Genomic DNA, 14,251 nt, shown 5'->3' on the forward strand with positions numbered 1-14,251 from the left:
CCCCAGCACGGCCTTTGCCTATATCAGCGCCGTGCTGATGTCCGTGCCTGTCGTCTGGGCCTTGGGCGGCGTCCTTGCGGTTAATGGCTGGAAGCAAGCGGCCGACATGCGGGCGCTCTCCGGGGCCGGCATTTTCGGCGGCGAAGTCGGCGAGTGCGGTGATCCGGCGGACATGGCCGCATTGAACACCTTGCCCACGGGCGTCATAGTCGCGCCCTCGAACAGCGGGGCGGATATCCTGCGCTGGACCCCTCACAGGGCCCTGTCGGCACCTTATCATCGTAACCAGAAAGGCATGCTGACCGAACTCTACATAGGTCTCGCCCAGCCAGGCGAAGCAAAGGCCTTTCTGAGAGGTGCCGGCGTGACGGCGCTCGCTTTCTGCAAGACAGATCCGCAGACCGACGCCTTGATCAGGCGCAAGCCGGACGGGCTCTATGCCAGCCTCGCCCGCGGCCAGGTGCCTGATTATCTGCAGCCGTTCGGACAACCGAGCAAAAGCGGTTTCCGCCTCTATAGGGTGCTGCCGGACGGGAATTGATAACGGGATAAAACGCCCTTAAGCCGCGCGGCGGGTCTGCAGGGCGAAAAGGCCGGTGAGGAACGCAATCAATCCGGCATTGTAGCCGAGGATCGTAATCAGCAGATTGAAATAGGACGCCGGGCCGGGCGACACGGCGGTCGCAAGCGCGAATGTCGCGGTGATCATGACTGCGATGAAAGCGATCGAGAACGCGGACCGCATCATGCCGACGCAGATGCCTATCGATGCGGCGGTCAGGAAAAGCACGCGGATATCTCCTCATCTGCCTCAAGGGGACGAGCGTATTAGCAACGTGCTAACAAATGCTTTCGTTCCGATGCGTGGCGGGCGTCAATGCACCCCACGACGATCTCGATACGATCTGATTCGGTGCGGCTAAGCCATGCTCAATGGGTCTGGCCATTGCCTGAAGCGCCGCGATTCACAAGATATGGTGCCAGCGCGCGCGGCAGCTCTCCCTTCCAGACAAGTCGGACATGATAACCGGAGACCGGACAGGTGAGGGCGACGACCTCGCCCTCGAATTCGGCCGTCTCCCCGGTCGGCTTGCGGATGATGCCGTCACCCGAGACGGCATCGAACGCCACGCCGATCTCACCGAGCACGGACATTGCCTGCCGCCTGTCCTCGAAGCGGAGCAGCAAGGGTTTAGGCTGCATCGCCACCCGCCATTTTTCTCAGACGAGGCCGGCGATCGCCACCGCCGTCGTGCCGGTGGCAAATACGCGGGTCACCCGCAACGGAAGCAAGCCCCCGGTCGGTACGTTTGAAAGCGTCAGCGTCTCGCCCGAAAGCATCCGCACGGACAACTGGCCTCCGGTTCCCACATAAAGAGCGCGCGTCGCCTCCGGGAGATCTGCACTGTCGCTGGGCGTGATCGCAAAGCCGGAAGACGCGGGGCCGGAAAGCGAGGCTTGGGTATTGGCGAAACGGTCGGGCATGGACGAAATCTCCTTGAATATCGCTGTCCGTCATTGTCGCTCTCCTCTTTCTGGCGGGGAAAATACGATGCTTTAAAAAGGCGCTGTACCGCAGGCTTCCGGCCCTTCCGCAGAAGAAAATGTGGTTTCTTCGGCAGAAGAAAAGATGCATCGCCAAAGACTTGGGCACGAACCGTCCGCGGGGCCGGCCCTTGTTGCGTCATTGAAAGAGCCATTCGAAACGTTCTTTTTGAGGGCACATCATCCCCGTTTCCGCCGCCTGTAACTGGTGAAATCGCCGCGCTCTTCCTTTAGAAGGGAAGGATGACCAGTTTGCTCGACAACGATTCGCCCACGAACCTCACCGAATTTTCGGTGTCGGAACTGTCCGGCTCGATCAAGCGCACGGTGGAAAATGCGTTCGACCACGTGCGGGTACGTGGCGAGATTTCCGGCTATCGCGGCCAACATTCCTCAGGCCATGCCTATTTCTCGCTGAAGGATGATCGCGCCCGGATCGATGCCGTGATCTGGAAGGGCACTTTCCCCCGTATCAAATTCCGCCCGGAAGAGGGCATGGAAGTGATCGCCACGGGCAAGATCACCACCTTCCCGGGATCCTCGAAATATCAGATCGTCATCGAGAACCTGGAACCGGCAGGCGCTGGCGCGCTGATGGCGCTGCTCGAGGAGCGGCGACGCAGGCTAGGGGCCGAGGGTCTGTTCGACCAGAGCCGGAAGCGGCTTCTTCCCTTCCTGCCGCAGGTGATCGGTGTCGTGACCTCACCGACTGGCGCCGTCATCCGCGATATCCTGCATCGCATCGCCGACCGTTTTCCGGTGCATGTCATCGTCTGGCCGGTCAAGGTGCAAGGCGAAGGATCGGGCGACGAGGTGGCGGCCGCAATCCGTGGCTTCAATGCGATGGCGCCCGGCGGGCCGATCAAGCGGCCGGACGTGCTGATCGTCGCGCGCGGCGGCGGCAGTCTCGAAGATCTCTGGAGTTTCAACGACGAGGCAGTGGTGCGTGCCGCGGCGGAGAGCGAGATCCCGTTGATCTCGGCCGTCGGCCACGAAACTGACTGGACGCTGATCGACCACGCCGCCGACATCCGTGCGCCGACGCCGACAGGGGCCGCTGAAATGGCGGTGCCGGTCAAGGCGGATCTGGAAGCGCAGGCCGCCAATCTAACTGCCCGCTTGCGGGGCGCTGCCAGCCGCCAGATGGACCAGAGCCGCCAATCGGTTCGTGCGCTGGTCCGCGCGCTTCCCTCGCTCGACCAGCTGCTGGCTTTGCCGCGCCGGCGTTTCGACGAAGCGGCGGCCGGTCTCGGCCGCGGGCTGGAGCGCACCACGGTGGTCAAGCGCCGCAGCTTCGAACGAGCCTCTTCCGGGCTGCGGCTGGAACTGCTGACCAACCGCCTTGCCCAGCAGCGGCAGTTGCTGGCCGACCGGCTGACGCGCGGCGACCGCTGTCTGGAACGGCAATTGCTGAAGGAGAACAACCGCGTTGCCAAGGCCGGCGCATCGCTTTCGGCGCTCCCGCCAAGATTGCTCGGCCAGTTGCAGCGCGAGCGCCTGCACCTCACGTCAATGGCCCGTCATGCGGATACGGCGATCTCGCACACGCTGATCCGCAGCCGTGCGGCGATCACCGCGCAGGACCGCGTGCTGCAATCGCTCTCCTACAAGAACGTGCTGAAGCGCGGCTTTGCCGTGGTGCGCGGCGAGGACGATCGGCCGCTGACACGCGCTGCCGGCATTGGCGAGGGGCAGGCGATCTCCGTGGAATTTGCCGACGGCCGGATTACGGCGGTGACAGGTGAGGGCGGCGAATTGGCCGATCCTCCCGTTGCGGCGCCTCAGCCCAAGAAGCGACCGGCGAAACCGGAGCCGCCCGGAGGCGCGCCAAAACAGGGCACGCTCTTCTGATGCATGTGCTCCTGGTGCTTGCCCATCCGCTGCCGGAAAGTTTTGCGCATTCGGTTGCCCGCGTGGCGCGCGAGACGCTGGAGGCGAACGGCCATACGGTGGACCAGCTCGATCTCTATTCGGAGAGTTTTGATCCGCGGCTGACGGAACACGAACGGCGCGCTTACTTCGATGTGCCCTATGATACCTCGGAGGTGGCGGATCTCGTGGCGCGGTTGCAGAAGGCCGAGGCGCTGATATTGGTCTTTCCGCAATGGTGGTTCAACCTGCCGGCGGTGCTGAAGGGTTTCTTCGACCGGGTCTTCGCGCCAGGCGTCGCCTTCCGCCACGACAAGGCAGGCGGAAGGATCGTACCGCTGCTCACCAACATCCGCCATTTCTGGGCCTTCACGACCACAGGTTCGCCCTGGTGGGTCGTGAAGTTCTATATGGGAGACCCCGTGCGCCGTCAGCTCAGGCGCGGTATCGCAATCTTCTGCAATAGAAAAGTCGATTTCCGCATGCTGGCGCTGCACGACATGGACCGCGCCACCGACGACAAGCGCCGGCGGCATCTGGAGCGCGTGAAGGCGGCGCTCCAGGCGCTGCGATAGGCCGTTCGGCCCACATCGGCGATAGCGACGGTCTTGGCCTCGGCCTGATCAGGAATGGGCCTTGGCGGTCAACTCGATCCCCAACGATTTCATCACTGCAATCGTCGTCTTGAGCGTCGGGTTTCCGGTGGCGCTAAAGGAACGATAGAGCTGCTCTCGGGAAAGACCGGTGTCTTTGGCAATCTGCATCATCCCCTTGGCACGGGCAACCACCCCTAAGGCATGCGCAATGTAGGCCGCGTCCTCCGTCTCGAAAGCTTCGGCCATAAATGCCGCAATCGCCTGATCGGAGCCCAGGTCTTCGGCTGGATCGTAAACGGTTAGTTTTTCAGCCATCACTCACTCCATTCCATCGCCAGTCGCTTTGCAGCCTTGATGTCCTTTGCCTGGCTGCTTTTGTCGCCACCGCACAGAAGAACGATTAGGATGTCACCGCGCTGCTGAAAATAGACGCGGTAACCCGGCCCATGATGGATGCGCAGTTCGCTGACACCTTCACCGACGGGGGCCACATCTCCGGCATGCCCGAAAGCGAGCCGGTCCAGACGCGAGGCTATCAATGCGCGAGCACGCTCGTCCTTCAGACGCGTGCGCCATTTCAGAAACGTTTCCGTCTGCTTGAGCTCGAACACGGACCATATGTAGTTTAAAAACTACATATGGTCAACGGATCATGAGCTAATCAGGCCCACTCGCCCTTGCGCATCACCGGCACCTTGGCGCCGTCGGCGCGCAGACCGTCGATATCGACCTTGTCGGAGCCGATCATCCAGTCGATGTGGATCAGGCTCGAATTGCCGCCCTGGGCCTTGATCTGGTCCTGGCTGAGCGACGCACCGTCGAGGAAGCATTTCGAATAGCACTGGCCGAGCGCGATGTGGCAGGAGGCGTTTTCGTCGAACAGGGTGTTGTAGAACAGGATGCCGCTCCTGGAGATCGGCGAGGAATGCGGCACCAAGGCCACTTCGCCGAGCCTGCGGGCGCCTTCGTCCGTATCCAGAACCTTGTTCAGCACTTCCTCGCCCTTCGAAGCCTTCGCCTCGACGATCCGGCCGCCTTCGAACTTCACCTGAATATTGTCGATCAGCGTGCCCTGGTGCGAGAGCGGCTTGGTGCTGGAGACATGGCCTTCGACCTTCAGCGCATGCGGCGTGGTGAAGACTTCTTCGGTCGGGATGTTCGGGTTGCAGGTAATGCCGTTCTTGGCCGTCGAAGCCCCGCCATGCCATTCGTGGCCGTCGGCAAGGCCGACCGTCAGGTCGGTGCCCGGGCCGGTGAAATGGAGCGCCGAAAAGCGCTCGCCGTTGAGCCATGTGGAGCGCTTCTTGAGATTGCCGTTATGTTCGGCCCATGCTGCGACTGGATCGGCGAGATCGACACGCGAGGCGGCGAATATCGCGTCCGCCAGCTTGCCGACCGCGACGTCTTCCGGAACGTCGGGAAAGACCTGGCGCGCCCAGGAAGGGTTGGGGTAGGAAACGATGTTCCAGTTGATGTCGAAGTTGGCGATCTTTTCGAGCGCCGGCTTGTAGGCCATGGAATTGGCTTTGTTGGCGCGCGCCACCTTGGCCGGGTCCTGGCCGGAGAGCATCATCGGATTGTCGCCGGAAATGGCAAGCCGTGCGGCACCGTTGGCATAGGCCTGGGCCATGCCGTCATAGAGCCAGCCGGATGCCTTGTCGAAGCTGCTGTCTGGCGCATATTCGTAGCGCGCCAGCGTCGTTTCCTCGTCGGAATAGAAGGTCGTGACGATGCCGGCACCGGCCATATAGGCGTGTTTGGTGATCAGCCGCACGAGCGGCAGGGCGGCGATCGGTGCCGTGATCACCAGATCCTGGCCCTTCTCGAGGCGCAAGCCCACCTTGATGGCCACTTCCGCCAGCTTTTCGAGCTTTTGAGGATCGACGACGGTTTGAAAATTCGGCACGATTGTCATGAGAGACCTCACCTGATTTCTGTCATCGAAGAGACTTAAAGAGGTTTGGGGCAAAATTGAAGCTCAGGGATCCATGTTCATGAAAACCGCCTTGTTATGCGCCGTTCTCTTCGGCGCCTCGGCCTCCGTCAGTCTCTCGGCAGATTTTGCAGCGACCATGTTCGACCATCAGGTGGCCATCGCATCCGATGCCGATGAGGAGAAACTGACGATCGACGGCAGGCAGGTCCATTCCAATCGCTTCCTGCTGATCGACAATGTCGGTCTGGTCGCGGGCGTACCGTTCGTCGTGGTGGTGAGTTCGGACGGCGGCAACGCATGCCCGGGTTCGCCCTTGGTCGTCTCGTTTCCGCCGGGCGGAGAGCCACGTGTCGACGAGCCGATGGACGATTGCCGCGGCGCCGCTTCGATTGCGGCAGAGGGCGATCACCTTCTGCTTGCAACGGAAGCCATCCCCGGGCAGCCGAGCCTGCGCTGGACCTGGACACCCGGAAAAGGTTTCGCCGAGGCAGGCAAAGTCGCCTTCCAGCCGAATGCGACGATGGGTTGGGATGACATGAAGAAGGCGGGGCATCCTTCCGAACTTCTCGGCATAGGCCCGATTGCCGAAACGGCAAACGCCATGCTTGGCGAGCATCGACAGGAATTCGAGAGCTCCATCACCGGACCCGGCAGCGGAGCCTTCAAGAACGGCTTTTATATCGGTGAAGCCTGCATGCCGCATATGTGCACCGAGGTCGAGGCGTTGGTCGCCGCCGATATTTCGGCGAGAAAGCTTTATCTCGCCTGGAAGCCGATGGGAAAGAAGATCATCCTGCGTCCGGCGGTCCGCAGATGGCCGGCACCGGCGCTTGCCGCCCTCAAGCAATGGTCGGCGAAATGGCCGTGATGGTTTGATCCGGCCGGTTCGTCTGGCCGGTCAGCGCTGCAGCGCCGCCTTGACCGCGGCAATGTTGCTCGCATGAACCTCTTCGTAAGGCGCGAAATAAAGCACGGCGCCCGAGGCGATTTCTTCTGCGACGAGCGACTTCAGCGAGGGATCGATATCCTTGCCGGCGGCGATCGCGCCCGCCATACGGCGCAGATAGGCGCGGTTGGCGTCGATCAGGTCCGGCCCATAACCGCCCGCCGCGATACGCTCCGCATCGCCATGCGCCGGCAGGATTTTTGCGATCGGCCAGGAGGCCATCCGCGCGAGTTCGCCGATATGCGTACCGATCTCGGCCGCTTCCGAAATATAGGTGACGGTGTCTTCCAGCGTGTCGCCGGCGAACAGAAGCCGTTCTTGCGGCAGCCAGATCACGTTGCCGTCGGCGCTGTGGATGGCGAAATGATGCAGCTCGATCCGACGGCGGCCGACCGTGAGATCGAGCTGGCCATCGAACAGTGTCGTCGGCATGATGAGAGGTGAGATCGGTGGATTGGCGCTTTCGATCTTCTCGCGGTTTTCTTTCAGCTTCTCGGCCGTCAGCGTCAGCGCGATGATTTCGCAATCGGCAAAGATCGCGTTTCCAGCAATATGATCCTTGTGCCAGTGGCTGAGCACGGTGCGGATCTTCCTGACGCCGAGCCCTTCCAGATGGGTGCGGATCGCTTTAGCGTGACTGAGCGAGATATGTGTGTCATAGACCAGCGCCTCACCTTGATCGACGATCGCATAGGACGCGACGCCCAGCGAATAGGCGCCGTCGTCCAGCCAGTTTGCGCTTTTCGCATGCAGCCGTTTGCCGGGCACCCGGCCATCGTAATAGGCGAAGATGCCGGGATAGGGCTCGAGAATTCGAAGGGTCGAAGTCATTTCACTCATGATCGCCATCATGCCACCAGCGGCGCTGCGACCGCCTTCAGTGCGTCGCGGGCCGCCTTCGGGTCGAGCCGCACCTGCAGTCCGCGTTGGCCGCCATTGATGAAGACATGCGGCTCGTCGAGCGCGGTGATCTCGATCGCGGTCGGCACCAGTTTCTTCTGGCCGAAGGGGCTGATGCCGCCGACATGATAACCGGTCGCCCGTTCCGCATCGGCGGGCTTCATCATGTTCGCCGACTTACCGCCGAATGCCGCTGCAAGCTTCTTCATCGAGACTTCACGGTCCGACGGCACCACGACGCAGACCGCTTTGCCGTCCACTTCCGCCATCAGCGTCTTCAGGACACGGCGCGGCTCCTCGCCGATCGCCTCCGCCGCCTGCATCCCGATCCGGTCCGCATTCGGGTCGTAGTCATAGGTGACGGTGGCAAAGGCGATACCGGCCTTTTCGAGCATCTGGGTGGCGCGGGTTGTCTTGGACATGGCTCGAATCCTGGATTCAGATCTCGGAAAAGGCTTCTTCGTAAATCTCCGGCTTGAAGCCGACGATCAGCTTTCCCTCCGCTTCCAGCACCGGCCGTTTGATCATCGAAGGTTGGGCAAGCATCAGCGCGATCGCCTTCTCCCGGTTGAGGTTTGCCTTGTCCGTTTCGTCGAGCTTCTTGAACGTGGTGCCGGCGCGGTTGAGCACGATTTCCCAGCCGGCGCGGTCCGCCCAGGTATCGAGATGCGCCCGGTCGATCCCTTCAGCCTTGTAATCGTGAAAAGTGTACGTGACGCCCTTGCGGTCGAGCCAGTCGCGCGCCTTCTTCATCGTGTCGCAGTTCTTGATGCCGTAGATCGTGATTGCCATCGAAGCCTCTTCATTTGGGCTCGACCGATACCAAGCACAACCCTCGCCACGCAAGCCATCCGGCGTGGTTAACGGTTGTTATGTGACAGTTGCATGGCTCCTCTGTTTCGTTGTGCATTGCACAAAAACAGCACAGACATCATATCTTAGCAGAACGAAAAGGAGAGTTTCACATGTCCGTACAGAAGAAGACCCGTGGCAGCGCCATTGGCCGCGCCTTTGCAGTTATGAGCGCCGCAATCTCGGTTTCGGCTGCCGTTGAAAACCATCGCCGTCCGAGCAACGTCGACCTGACCACCCTCGGCATCGATCCGAAGGCTTTCGATCGTCTCGGCTAATCCGTCTTTCCCGCCTTATCCGGCCGGGAGGGGGTGTCGTATCTCAGCCTAAAGTATATGTCTTTGCGAGATACCCGCGGCAACTGTCCGTTAACCATAGATATCCTATATTCCCCTAATATTCGGGAGATGTGGATTTGGTCGGACAGGTTGTCAGGGAAGAAGTGCCGTCTGAGCCCATGGCTGTCGACGGCGAGGCGTTGAAGCGATCCGTCGCCAAGCTTGCAAACGAGGCTTCCGCGCTTGGCCTTCATCTGGTCGATATCGCCGGCGCCATCCAGGATACGGCGACGCAATCCTCGGAACATGCGAAATTGCTTGGTCGCTTGACCCAGTCCGCTCAATCGATCGCGGACGCCAATGGCCATGTTGCCCGTTCCCTCCAGGAATCCGACAAGCTGACCGCGAACGCTCGCAAGGTGCTCGGCGAGCAGGCTGAGCAGCTTTCCGGCTCGATCACGGCGATCGACCACATGGTGCACGCCTCCCAGGAAATCGGCGCCGAGATCAAGCTGTTTTCCACAGCGCTCGGCGACGTCGGACGTTTGGCGGACGCGATCGGCATGATTGCCCGGCAGACGAACCTCCTGGCGCTGAACGCCGCGATCGAAGCTGCCCGTGCGGGCGAAGCCGGCAAGGGTTTTGCCGTTGTCGCCGCGGAAGTGCGGGCGCTTTCGCTACAGACTTCCCAGACCACAAGTTCGATCCAGGTCACGCTCGATCAACTGAACAGCCGCATCGATCGGCTTGTGACGGCCGGCGAAGGCGCCAGCCAGTCGGCCGAGGGCGTCAAGACGACCGCGATGAAGGTCCAGGGCTCATTCAAGGGCGTCGAAGGCGTCATGACCCAGATCCTCGACAACGCGTCTTCGCTTGCCGGGACCACCGAGACCGTCGACCGGCAATGCGGCGAGTTCGCCTCTTCGATTGCTTCTGCCGCAAGCGCGATCCTGAAATCCAACGACCAGCTGCAGCAGACCTCTTCCCGCGTCGGCGAGGTGGTGACGATTTCCGAACGGATGATCCAGACGACGGCGAGCGTCGGCATCGAGACGCCGGACAGCCCCCATATCCGCGCCGTGATGGCCTATGCCACCGAGGTTTCGTCCGTCTTCGAGGCGGCCGTCAAATCCGGCCGCATCGATCTTGGCGCCCTGTTCGATCGGCAATACGCGGCGATCCCCGGCAGCGATCCCGTGCAATACGTGACGCGCTTTACGGAGTTCACCGACGCCGTCCTGCCGCCGATCCAGGAACAAGCAGCCGAAAGCGACCCGCAGGTGGCATTTTGTGCGGCCATCGACGAAAACGGCTATCTGCCGACCCACAATCGAAAATTTTCGCAGCGACAGCGTCCCGGCGACGTGACCTGGAATACCGCCAACTGCCGCAACCGGCGCATCTTCAACGACCGAGTGGGCTTGGCGGCCGGTCGCAACAAGGAACCTTTCCTGCTGCAGACCTACCGTCGAGACATGGGCGGCGGCCAGTTCGTGCTGATGAAGGACATTTCCGCTCCGATCACCGTCAACGGGCGTCACTGGGGTGGGCTGCGCCTCGCGATCAAGGTCTGATATCGGCAGGTGGCGTTGCGTCACCCCGCGTAGGCAGCGTCCAGTTTGGCAATTTCGATCTTTTTCATCGAGAACATGGCCTGCATGACACGACTGGCCCGGGCGTTGTCGCTATCCGTCAGCATTGTCGCCATCCTGGCATAGTTGACCTGCCAGACGAGGCCGTAACGGTCCGTCAGCCATCCGCAGGGCTGCTGCTGGCCACCTTCGACGAGCTTGCCGTAATAATGGTCGATCTCATCCTGCGTCTCGCAATGGACAAGGAAGGAAACCGCACCGTTAAACTTTGCCAAGGGTCCGCCGTTGATCGCCGCAAAGCTCTGGCCTTCGAGCTCGAAGCCCATCGCCATCACCGAACCTTTCAAGCCAGGGCCGGCATCGCCAAAGCGCGAGACATCGGTGATCTTTGAATTGTCGAATATCGAGACGTAGAAATTGACCGCTTCTTCGGCGTCGTTCTCGAACCAGAGATGGGGCACGATTTTATGTTTCTGGATGACCAATTGCTCTCTCCTGGTAATGGGTGACTGGCCACAGGACGCCCGCGCTCCCGTCGGCCCGACATGTTCGTGAAATTCTTTTCCGTCAGATCGTCATGCGGAGCTGTTCTGGCCGCATCGGATAAGCAGGGGCATTCGGATCGAAACTCCATCTCCCGAATTCCTCGTGCCGGGTTTCGCCATAATGGCTGTGGACCAGCATGAATTCCCCGGCGATCCAGGCGTAGTTCCGCTCGATAGGCATGGGTTCAATTCGGCCGCAGCCATAGATCAGCGTCACATGCGGGGCGGCGTCCGCCATCCAGACATTCGGTAGGTTGTGTCGGGTGAGGGCATGACGCAGCATCTGCGCGAACTGGTTGACAATCGGATTACCCTTGGCGCGATACAGGGCGAGGTGACGCCTGCCTCCAAAGAGACCGCTGCTGTCGAGCGTGATCGGAATAGGCCTTGCGTGGATGCCGGCCATGACCATCCTGGTTGCCTCGATAAGCGCCGCAGGCGGCTCATCGAACCCTGCCATGCAAAGCAGGCTCATATGAAGAAGATCGGCGGGATAGGCATCGCGAGTATTCTGGTTTGTCGCGTGAATCATGGCATCGCCATGCATGATGAGACCGAGGGGAGCGGAAGGCTTGAGCACGAACATCAGCTTGCTCTTCCGCCGTTCTGGCCGGTTGGGTAGCTGCCAGCTCTCGCCAAAGGGGAACGAGAGCTGGCTAGCGTGCTTGCGCAAGCTCATCTTGCTACCGTCATAGTAATGCGACCTCATGCCGTTGAATGATTTTTAGCGAGACTCCTTGGATGAGTAAAGAACAAATGCGGAACAATTGCAATCATGGTTAATTTGCGAGCCGCTCCGGCACCGGCTTTAGCGGATAAGCCCGCCAGAAGAAGCTGTCGGCCGCCGCCTGGTCCTCCTCAAGTTCAGCGGGTTTTCGGCGCGCGTTCGGCAGCGCGCTGGGTGAGCGCCCTGTCGCCGGTCTCGTCCGTCGCAATCATGGTCAGGGCGGAAATTTTCCAGCCGCCGTTAACCTTGGCGAGCCCGTAGCGGTAACTGCCGATCAGCACCCAGAGATCGGTCCCGATGCGATGGGTCGCCTGGAAATCGGCCTCGGCGGTCGCCTTCTCGCCTTGTAAGCCCGTGATCGTATGATTGGTCACGAGATGCCGCGTCTCGTCGAAACCCGGCAGGAAACCGGACCATTGCCGGATCACCTCATCGGCCGGTTGGGCAATCGGCTTGCCGCCCCAAAGGCTCGTATAGTCAAGCGTCACCTCGTCGGCGAAGGCGCGACGTACCCGGTCCCATTGATGCCGGTCGGCGCCGGCAGCGATATCGGTGATCGTGTCGATGATTTCCGCACGGTCCTCGGGATCGATCTGCCGGGGCGCGTTGACGCGGGTGAAATGCGCTGCCGCGGCGTCCGCCGCAATCGTCACCGGTTCCGACCGGTCGTAGAAGTCGAACTGGCTGATACCGTCAAGCCAGAGTTCCGATTTCTCGCCCGGCAGCAGCGCGTAAAACGCATGCGCACCCTGCGGCACAGCAGCTCCCTCCGAATGAACGATCAAGGTCGGCTTGTCGAGCTTTGCCCCGAGAGAAACGGAATCGTAGGTCAGCCACGGCTCCCAGGAGGCGAGGTTGAAGCGGTTGTCATATTGCGGGATAAGGCCGCGATTGGCCTCCGTGTAATAGGGGACCCGATACATGAGCGAGGCCTTGTCGGTCGTGCTGGCGGCGGTGACGATCCTTGGTTCATCCCGGCGCTCGGAGGCCACCGCCTCGCGTGACGTGTCGATCAGCCTAGAAACGCCGTCCGGCCCGCCATAGACCTGCTCCACGATCTCTCGGTTGTGCAGCCATGGTGCGACCAATGCGATGGCGGCGAAATTGCCATTGCCCGTCGCCGCCGCTGCCATGTATCCGGCCGACGCGCAGATGCCGAGCCCGTTGATGTTGGCCGCATCCACTTCCGGCAATGTCGCCATGAATTCGGCCGCGGCAGCGATGTCGCTGGTCTTTTCAGCCGGATCCTCCTTGAAGCGGATTTCACCGCCCGACTGTCCCCAGCCTCGATGATCGAAGGCGAGTGCGGCAAAACCGCGATCCGCCATTTCGCGGGCATAGAGGCCGGACATCTGCTCCTTGATGGAGGTCCAGGCGCCGCTAACCACCACGCCCGGACGTCTCTCGCCGGCTCTGTAGTCCGGTGGCAGATAGAGCGTGCCGGCGAGCGCCGCGCCCTGGTTCTCGAAGGAAACGCTGCGGGTCTGGATATCCTCCGCGAGGGCGGCGGAGGTCATCATCGCGACGCAGAAGGTTGAAAAAGCGGCGGCTTTCATGGCGTTCTCCCATCTTGGTTACAATGACGGGAATTTGGCAGTTACGCAGAAGCGGCACAGGCGCAGATCTTGGCGTTCGTTATGCGATTATTGCTTCAATCGACCCTGAAGGCAGCGGGCGTCGTGCCCGTGTGGCGACGGAAATGCTGGCCGAACCGCGAGACATCCTCATAACCGACCCGGGCCGCAACGGAGGCGATCGGCAGCCGCGTGGTCTTCAGAAGCAGCTTGGTGAGTTCCATCCGCTCATGGATGACGTATTGAAGCGGTGATCTGCCGATGGCCCTGGTAAATGCCCGCGCGAAATGAAAACGGCTCATCGCCGCTTCGGCTGCCATGTCTTCCAGTGACAGATCGGCCGAAAGGTTTTCGTGGATGTAGGCAAGCGCGCGGTGCAGCCGCCTGTCGTCGATTCCGACAAGCTTCGGCCGGGCAGGTGCCAGGATCCGGGCGAGGTGCGCAGCCAGCGCCAATTGCATCGTTTCACGGTAGAGCGCCGACGCATGGCCGGCAATCGACACTGTTTGGTGCGCAAGCTACGCCAGCAGCGGGTCGAAAGTGCCGATAACCGGCCTGAAATCCGAATGACGTTCGAAGCCCACATCGGCGAGCAGGTTTTCGGGCACCTCAAGTCTCAGGAAAGACAGCGCCTCGTCATATTCGCAAATACCCGCCGTACCCGCCGGCAGGATCCAGCCTTCGCCGGCTTTCAGAGGCACATGCTGCCGTTTGTCAGAGCCGACGGCGATCCGGTGGCGGTCCTGATCGACGAGAAAAAGCCCGAGCGCCAGGCGCGATATCGCAAAGCGTCCGCCGCCGGGAGGCGTATGCAGCCTCTCCGCCGTCAGGCGCGCTTTTCCAGCCAATGCTTGCGATCCGCTCATGGGGGAAAATTTAAGGAGCGGCCAG

General features: G+C 61.4%; 19 protein-coding genes and 1 pseudogene. 6 read left to right on the forward strand and 14 right to left on the reverse strand.

Features of this window, described 5'->3' with window-relative positions; all coding sequences use genetic code 11:
* Positions 1-541: pseudogene (locus AC1D3C_RS18300) on the forward strand (hypothetical protein); the annotation flags it as partial.
* 18 nt (positions 542-559) lie between these two features.
* Here AC1D3C_RS18300 and AC1D3C_RS18305 read toward each other — a convergent pair.
* From AC1D3C_RS18305 to AC1D3C_RS18315, 3 genes are all read right to left on the reverse strand, one after another.
* Positions 560-790, reverse strand: coding sequence for a hypothetical protein (locus tag AC1D3C_RS18305; RefSeq protein WP_477483875.1), 231 nt, complete (start codon positions 788-790; stop codon positions 560-562).
* 140 nt (positions 791-930) lie between these two features.
* Positions 931-1,203 carry a hypothetical protein gene (locus AC1D3C_RS18310; RefSeq protein ID WP_477483876.1) on the reverse strand — a complete coding sequence of 91 codons (273 nt, stop codon included), beginning with the start codon at positions 1,201-1,203 and terminating at the stop codon, positions 931-933.
* An 18-nt stretch (positions 1,204-1,221) separates the two neighbouring features.
* The gene (locus AC1D3C_RS18315; RefSeq protein WP_038548331.1) at positions 1,222-1,485 is read right to left on the reverse strand and encodes a spike base protein, RCAP_Rcc01079 family; all 264 of its coding nucleotides are present in this window, start codon (positions 1,483-1,485) and stop codon (positions 1,222-1,224) included.
* 303 nt (positions 1,486-1,788) lie between these two features.
* Between AC1D3C_RS18315 and xseA the strand changes: the two genes are divergently transcribed.
* A complete protein-coding gene (gene xseA / locus AC1D3C_RS18320; protein ID WP_477483877.1) occupies positions 1,789-3,396 on the forward strand; it encodes an exodeoxyribonuclease VII large subunit in 1,608 nt (535 codons plus the stop codon).
* Positions 3,396-3,989 (forward strand): NAD(P)H-dependent oxidoreductase, encoded by a 594-nt coding sequence (locus AC1D3C_RS18325; protein ID WP_477483878.1) that lies wholly within the window; start codon positions 3,396-3,398, stop codon positions 3,987-3,989. Before xseA ends, AC1D3C_RS18325 begins: the two co-directional genes overlap by 1 nt.
* Before the next feature lie 48 nt (positions 3,990-4,037).
* Here AC1D3C_RS18325 and AC1D3C_RS18330 read toward each other — a convergent pair whose 3' ends face one another.
* From AC1D3C_RS18330 to AC1D3C_RS18340, 3 genes are read right to left on the reverse strand one after another with little or no spacing between them, the layout of a single operon-like run.
* A complete protein-coding gene (locus AC1D3C_RS18330; protein ID WP_038548338.1) occupies positions 4,038-4,325 on the reverse strand; it encodes an addiction module antidote protein in 288 nt (95 codons plus the stop codon).
* Positions 4,325-4,621 (reverse strand): type II toxin-antitoxin system RelE/ParE family toxin, encoded by a 297-nt coding sequence (locus tag AC1D3C_RS18335; RefSeq protein ID WP_038548341.1) that lies wholly within the window; start codon positions 4,619-4,621, stop codon positions 4,325-4,327. Before AC1D3C_RS18335 ends, AC1D3C_RS18330 begins: the two co-directional genes overlap by 1 nt.
* A 50-nt stretch (positions 4,622-4,671) precedes the next feature.
* A complete protein-coding gene (locus tag AC1D3C_RS18340; protein ID WP_477483879.1) occupies positions 4,672-5,925 on the reverse strand; it encodes an aminopeptidase in 1,254 nt (417 codons plus the stop codon).
* 79 nt (positions 5,926-6,004) lie between these two features.
* On the opposite strand from AC1D3C_RS18340, the gene AC1D3C_RS18345 reads away from it, so the two are divergent.
* On the forward strand, positions 6,005-6,814 hold the full coding sequence (locus tag AC1D3C_RS18345; protein ID WP_477483880.1) for a hypothetical protein: 810 nt from the start codon (positions 6,005-6,007) through the stop codon (positions 6,812-6,814).
* A 30-nt stretch (positions 6,815-6,844) separates the two neighbouring features.
* On the opposite strand, the gene AC1D3C_RS18350 is transcribed toward AC1D3C_RS18345, so the two are convergent.
* Genes AC1D3C_RS18350 through AC1D3C_RS18360 form a run of 3 tightly spaced genes read right to left on the reverse strand, consistent with a single transcriptional unit; the run spans position 6,845 to position 8,584 of the window.
* A complete protein-coding gene (locus AC1D3C_RS18350; protein WP_477483881.1) occupies positions 6,845-7,732 on the reverse strand; it encodes an MBL fold metallo-hydrolase in 888 nt (295 codons plus the stop codon).
* An 8-nt stretch (positions 7,733-7,740) separates the two neighbouring features.
* The gene (ybaK, locus tag AC1D3C_RS18355) at positions 7,741-8,214 is read right to left on the reverse strand and encodes a Cys-tRNA(Pro) deacylase (RefSeq protein ID WP_038548349.1); all 474 of its coding nucleotides are present in this window, start codon (positions 8,212-8,214) and stop codon (positions 7,741-7,743) included.
* A 16-nt stretch (positions 8,215-8,230) separates the two neighbouring features.
* Positions 8,231-8,584 (reverse strand): ArsC family reductase, encoded by a 354-nt coding sequence (locus AC1D3C_RS18360; RefSeq protein ID WP_477483882.1) that lies wholly within the window; start codon positions 8,582-8,584, stop codon positions 8,231-8,233.
* A gap of 173 nt (positions 8,585-8,757) precedes the next feature.
* On the opposite strand from AC1D3C_RS18360, the gene AC1D3C_RS18365 reads away from it, so the two are divergent.
* Complete coding sequence (locus tag AC1D3C_RS18365; protein WP_173426764.1) at positions 8,758-8,922, forward strand: hypothetical protein; 165 nt, start codon at positions 8,758-8,760, stop codon at positions 8,920-8,922.
* A gap of 179 nt (positions 8,923-9,101) precedes the next feature.
* Positions 9,102-10,496: a methyl-accepting chemotaxis protein gene (locus tag AC1D3C_RS18370; protein WP_477484026.1), complete on the forward strand. Its 1,395-nt coding sequence runs from the start codon at positions 9,102-9,104 to the stop codon at positions 10,494-10,496.
* 20 nt (positions 10,497-10,516) lie between these two features.
* Here the strand turns inward: AC1D3C_RS18370 and AC1D3C_RS18375 are convergent, their stop codons facing one another.
* The 5 genes from AC1D3C_RS18375 to AC1D3C_RS18395 form a co-directional block, all read right to left on the reverse strand.
* Positions 10,517-10,999 carry a VOC family protein gene (locus tag AC1D3C_RS18375; RefSeq protein WP_477483883.1) on the reverse strand — a complete coding sequence of 161 codons (483 nt, stop codon included), beginning with the start codon at positions 10,997-10,999 and terminating at the stop codon, positions 10,517-10,519.
* An 82-nt stretch (positions 11,000-11,081) separates the two neighbouring features.
* Positions 11,082-11,645, reverse strand: coding sequence for a 2'-5' RNA ligase family protein (locus AC1D3C_RS18380; protein WP_477483884.1), 564 nt, complete (start codon positions 11,643-11,645; stop codon positions 11,082-11,084).
* A gap of 278 nt (positions 11,646-11,923) precedes the next feature.
* Positions 11,924-13,342: a nuclear transport factor 2 family protein gene (locus tag AC1D3C_RS18385; RefSeq protein WP_477483885.1), complete on the reverse strand. Its 1,419-nt coding sequence runs from the start codon at positions 13,340-13,342 to the stop codon at positions 11,924-11,926.
* 95 nt (positions 13,343-13,437) lie between these two features.
* A complete protein-coding gene (locus AC1D3C_RS18390) occupies positions 13,438-13,863 on the reverse strand; it encodes a helix-turn-helix domain-containing protein (RefSeq protein WP_477483886.1) in 426 nt (141 codons plus the stop codon).
* 15 nt (positions 13,864-13,878) lie between these two features.
* Complete coding sequence (locus tag AC1D3C_RS18395) at positions 13,879-14,208, reverse strand: hypothetical protein (RefSeq protein ID WP_477483887.1); 330 nt, start codon at positions 14,206-14,208, stop codon at positions 13,879-13,881.
* Positions 14,209-14,251 lie beyond the last annotated feature (43 nt).

Source organism: Neorhizobium sp. P1_A6 (assembly GCF_056406795.1).

Coding starts and splice junctions, on each gene's coding strand:
- AC1D3C_RS18385 (WP_477483885.1), bottom strand. CDS start 13,342: ATGAAAGCCGCCGCTTTTTCAACCTTCTGCGTCGCGATGATGACCTCC.
- AC1D3C_RS18340 (WP_477483879.1), bottom strand. CDS start 5,925: ATGACAATCGTGCCGAATTTTCAAACCGTCGTCGATCCTCAAAAGCTC.
- AC1D3C_RS18330 (WP_038548338.1), bottom strand. CDS start 4,325: ATGGCTGAAAAACTAACCGTTTACGATCCAGCCGAAGACCTGGGCTCC.
- AC1D3C_RS18315 (WP_038548331.1), bottom strand. CDS start 1,485: ATGCCCGACCGTTTCGCCAATACCCAAGCCTCGCTTTCCGGCCCCGCG.
- AC1D3C_RS18350 (WP_477483881.1), bottom strand. CDS start 7,732: ATGAGTGAAATGACTTCGACCCTTCGAATTCTCGAGCCCTATCCCGGC.
- AC1D3C_RS18345 (WP_477483880.1), top strand. CDS start 6,005: ATGAAAACCGCCTTGTTATGCGCCGTTCTCTTCGGCGCCTCGGCCTCC.
- AC1D3C_RS18360 (WP_477483882.1), bottom strand. CDS start 8,584: ATGGCAATCACGATCTACGGCATCAAGAACTGCGACACGATGAAGAAG.
- AC1D3C_RS18370 (WP_477484026.1), top strand. CDS start 9,102: ATGGCTGTCGACGGCGAGGCGTTGAAGCGATCCGTCGCCAAGCTTGCA.
- AC1D3C_RS18365 (WP_173426764.1), top strand. CDS start 8,758: ATGTCCGTACAGAAGAAGACCCGTGGCAGCGCCATTGGCCGCGCCTTT.
- xseA (WP_477483877.1), top strand. CDS start 1,789: ATGACCAGTTTGCTCGACAACGATTCGCCCACGAACCTCACCGAATTT.
- ybaK (WP_038548349.1), bottom strand. CDS start 8,214: ATGTCCAAGACAACCCGCGCCACCCAGATGCTCGAAAAGGCCGGTATC.
- AC1D3C_RS18380 (WP_477483884.1), bottom strand. CDS start 11,645: ATGTTCGTGCTCAAGCCTTCCGCTCCCCTCGGTCTCATCATGCATGGC.
- AC1D3C_RS18325 (WP_477483878.1), top strand. CDS start 3,396: ATGCATGTGCTCCTGGTGCTTGCCCATCCGCTGCCGGAAAGTTTTGCG.
- AC1D3C_RS18310 (WP_477483876.1), bottom strand. CDS start 1,203: ATGCAGCCTAAACCCTTGCTGCTCCGCTTCGAGGACAGGCGGCAGGCA.